This window comes from Asticcacaulis sp., from assembly GCF_027484505.1.
Classification (GTDB): Bacteria; Pseudomonadota; Alphaproteobacteria; order Caulobacterales; family Caulobacteraceae; genus Asticcacaulis.
The window spans coordinates 1-3,536 of sequence record NZ_JAIXSV010000170.1; the positions used below are offsets into that span (position 1 = coordinate 1).

A 3,536-nucleotide genomic window follows, 5' to 3' on the forward strand; every position below is an offset into this window, starting at 1 on the left:
ACCTATCAATATCTGCGCGACGATGCCCGCGCCGACATCCTGGCGCGCATGTCGGACGACAGGGCGGAAGCGCTGGAGCGGCTATGGGCCGACCGTGACCCCGACCTGCCGCTGAAATCCAAACGCGACGCCGTCATCCTGGCCTCCATCGTGGAGAAGGAGACGGGCGTGGCAGCCGAGCGGCCGCGCGTTGCGGGCGTGTTCGTCAACCGCCTGCGCATCGGCATGCGCCTGCAATCCGACCCGACCATCATCTATGCCCTGTCGGACCGACGCGGGCAGATCGACCGTGATCTGACCCGCGCCGATTGGAAGCTGGACAGCCCCTACAACACCTATGTGATCCCCGGCCTGCCCCCTGGCCCCATCGCCAATCCCGGCCTGCTGTCGCTTCAGGCCGTGCTGAAGCCCGAAGCCCACAAATATCTCTACTTTGTGGCCGATGGCACGGGCGGGCACGCGTTTGCCGAAACGCTGGAGGAGCATAACCGCAACGTCGTGAAATGGCGGCGGGTGCGGGACGGGGGGTGAGCCAAATCGGTTGACCATAACCGGCGCTTATACAACCATGTCTCCCTAACATTGGGAAAGACGTGCGGATGAGCGATGATGGTTCGTTGCTGATCTTTTTGGGGCTGTTGTGCCTGCTGGGTGTTATCTTCTGGGCCAATGGCCGTTTCCGGCGTCTGGAGAATGAGGTCCGGTTCCTTCGCCAGGAACTGCGGAAACGTGATTCGGCAGAGGTGATCGCCAAACCAGTTCTTCCGCAGCCCCCGCCACCCCTTGTTGAAAAAGTGTGGGCCAGTCCGTCGGACCCGATAATTCACGAGGTTGCGCAGCCAACAGCGCAGGCGGAGGCGATGGCGGCGCTTCGCACGCCCATTACGCCCGCCGGTCGTGCTGCGGGCCAGCAGGATTTTGAACGGACCTTCACAACCCGCTGGCTGGTCTGGCTGGGCGGTATCACAATTGCCATCGGTGGCCTGTTTCTGGCCCGCTTCGCCGTCGAACACGGCATCCTGGGTCCCGGCCCCCGTATGCTGTTGAGCGGGCTTTTCGGCCTGCTGCTGATCTTAGGGGGGGAGGTTCTGTCGCGCCGTGGGTGGGATCGGCCTGTCGGGTTCATCACGCCCGATCAAGTGCCGGTCGCGCTGGTGGCTGCTGGTCTGTCGATCCTGTTCGCGGCCATCTATGCCAGTCATGCCCTGCATGGACTGGTTGGTCCCGGTGTTACTTTCGGATTGCTGGCGGCGACCTCGCTGTTGGGCTTTCCGCTGGCCTTTCGCCACGGCCCCTTTGTCGGGCTTCTGGCCTACACGGGCGGCTTGTTGCTGCCAATACTGATCCGGGATGGGGAGCCGGCGGGGCTTGGCGATGCGGCCTGGGTGGCGGTGCTGCTGCTAGCGGTTTTCTTTGTTGCCGCCCGGCTTGGCATGGCATGGCTGCTGACCGCCGGGGTGGCCTGCCACGGCGTGCTGACCTTGTATCTGGGCTCTGACCTGGAACCGCAGACCGCCGGTTCGCTCGCCGTTTGGGTTGTCATGCTGCTGATCCTGCTGCCATCGGTGGCGTTGCTGGCCTTGTCCCGGATCAAGGGGGTGCAGCCTGCACTGTTGGATCAGGCCTGTATGGCGGCTGCGCTCCTGGCGTTGGCGAACCTGTTGATCTTGGTCACCACAAGTGGCTTCACGTCGGCTGTCTGGGTGGCATTGCTGCTGCTGCCCGCGCTGTTCGCGGGTTTAAGCCGCAGCGACGGCATGCGCTCCTGGCTTTGGCCCATTGGCGCCATCCTGCTGGTCTGTGTCGGGGCGTACGCCCTGATATCGCTCTCTCGCCCACCGGAAGCTGGTGCCTTCATCCCGCTTCTGGCCGTCATACTGTCCTATTTGGCCGTATCGTTTGTTGGCGCCCTGCGTCGGGATCGGCCGATCATCCCGGTCCTGGCGGCCATATCGGTGCCGGTGATCCTGGCATATCTCGCGCTGCTGCTATGGTGGTTGGACCGCAAGGTCACGCTTCATCTGCCTTGGGTGCTTCTGTTGCTGGCCGTCGTGGGATTGGTATTGACCATCCCTGGTGTGCGCCGGTCGTGGGCTGCCCGCGCGCGTCAACCGGAACGGGCCGAAGCGGCGTTGGCCTATTACGGGGCGATGTCGCTGCCTCTGCTGGCTATATTGCTGGCTTTCTGGTTTGAGGGCGCGGCCATGACCCTGGCGATCGCGATGCTGGTGCCTTTGGGCGTGATGGCAGCTCGACTGCTGGGGGCTTCTGCGCTGATGCACGCTGCGGCCCTTATGGGCAGCATCGTCCTGGGTCGTTTCCTGATGAACGGGAATGTCCTGGATTACCCGCTGAACGGCCCTTTGCACTGGCCGCTGTGGGCCATGGGCGGCGCTGCTCTTGCGCACTATATCGCGGCCCGGCTGATGAAGGCGCCCGGCGGACCCGACTTTCACGGACGAACGGCCCTGGCCGATGCGCTGCTGATCAGCGCCCTGACACTGGCGATCAGTGCCGTGACGCTGGAGATACGTGCCTGGACCAACGGCAGTCTGCGCGCAGACAATTTCGACCTGCTTGAAATATCCTTGCGCACCTTGGCCTGGATGACGGCGGGCCTCGCAGCCCTGCTGCCGGGCCGTCGGCTGCCCATCCGTATCTTTGGTGCCATCCTGTCGGGATTGGCCCTTCTACAGCTGGCAATCTTCCATCTTCTCGCCCTCAACCCGCTATGGATCGATGTGTCAGTCGGCACATGGCCGCTGCTCAATCTGTTGACCCTGGCCTATCTGCTGCCCGCGTTGCTGCTGATCTACGCTCACAGGCCGATTCTATCGCGTCTGCCGGTGCGACAAGCCATCTTCGATCCCTTGATCCTGCTGCTGTTGCTCACCTATGCCGGCCTGTCGGTGCGTCAGGCATTTCATGGCGATGTCATTTCCCTGGACGTGGCGGGGATGCCATCGGATTGGGAGCTTTATTGCTATTCCGGCTTAGGGCTGGTTTCGGCGCTGCTGCTGATCCTGCTGGGCATTCGCACGGGACGTGCTGACGTACGGAACACCGCCATGGCCATCCTGCTGCTGACTGTGGCCAAGGTCTTCCTGCTGGACATGTCCGGCCTCAGCGGTGTTCCGCGCATCCTGTCTTTCCTGGGGCTGGGTTTGAGCCTGATTGGTGTCGGCTGGATCTATCAGCGCTTCGTCTTCCCCAGGCCCACCCCATCGCCGCAAACGGACCATACGACCGGTCAGAACTCTTGACCTGTCGTATCAACGCAGACCGGTCCGGCGGCGCACCGGCTGCACCTGATACCATGTGTGGACGGCCCCATTGGGACAAGGGGTGTGCGAAAGGATTTGTACGGGTCGAGAGCGTTCATGTGTCCGGCCTGTTTTTTGCGGCCGATGACCGCTGGCCCAGATGGGGTCCGCCAAGCGAGTTCCAAACAGCGGCGCGACCTTATCGGCCACAGGTATTAACGGAATGTCTCGCCTGTCGGTTCGACCTGTTCTCATCTTGTCGCTTTGCCCTTG

2 protein-coding genes are annotated in these 3,536 nt (G+C 62.9%); both read left to right on the top strand.

What is annotated here, in order from left to right; all coding sequences use genetic code 11:
* The coding region (gene mltG, locus Q0072_RS10625; protein WP_298329578.1) for an endolytic transglycosylase MltG at positions 1 to 531 on the top strand (531 nt) is incomplete at its 5' end.
* 68 nt (positions 532 to 599) lie between these two features.
* Positions 600 to 3,263, top strand: a complete 2,664-nt coding sequence (locus tag Q0072_RS10630; protein WP_298329581.1) for a DUF2339 domain-containing protein — start codon at positions 600 to 602, stop codon at positions 3,261 to 3,263.
* The last annotated feature ends 273 nt before the right edge of the window (positions 3,264 to 3,536 follow it).

Coding starts and splice junctions, on each gene's coding strand:
- Q0072_RS10630 (WP_298329581.1), top strand. CDS start 600: ATGAGCGATGATGGTTCGTTGCTGATCTTTTTGGGGCTGTTGTGCCTG.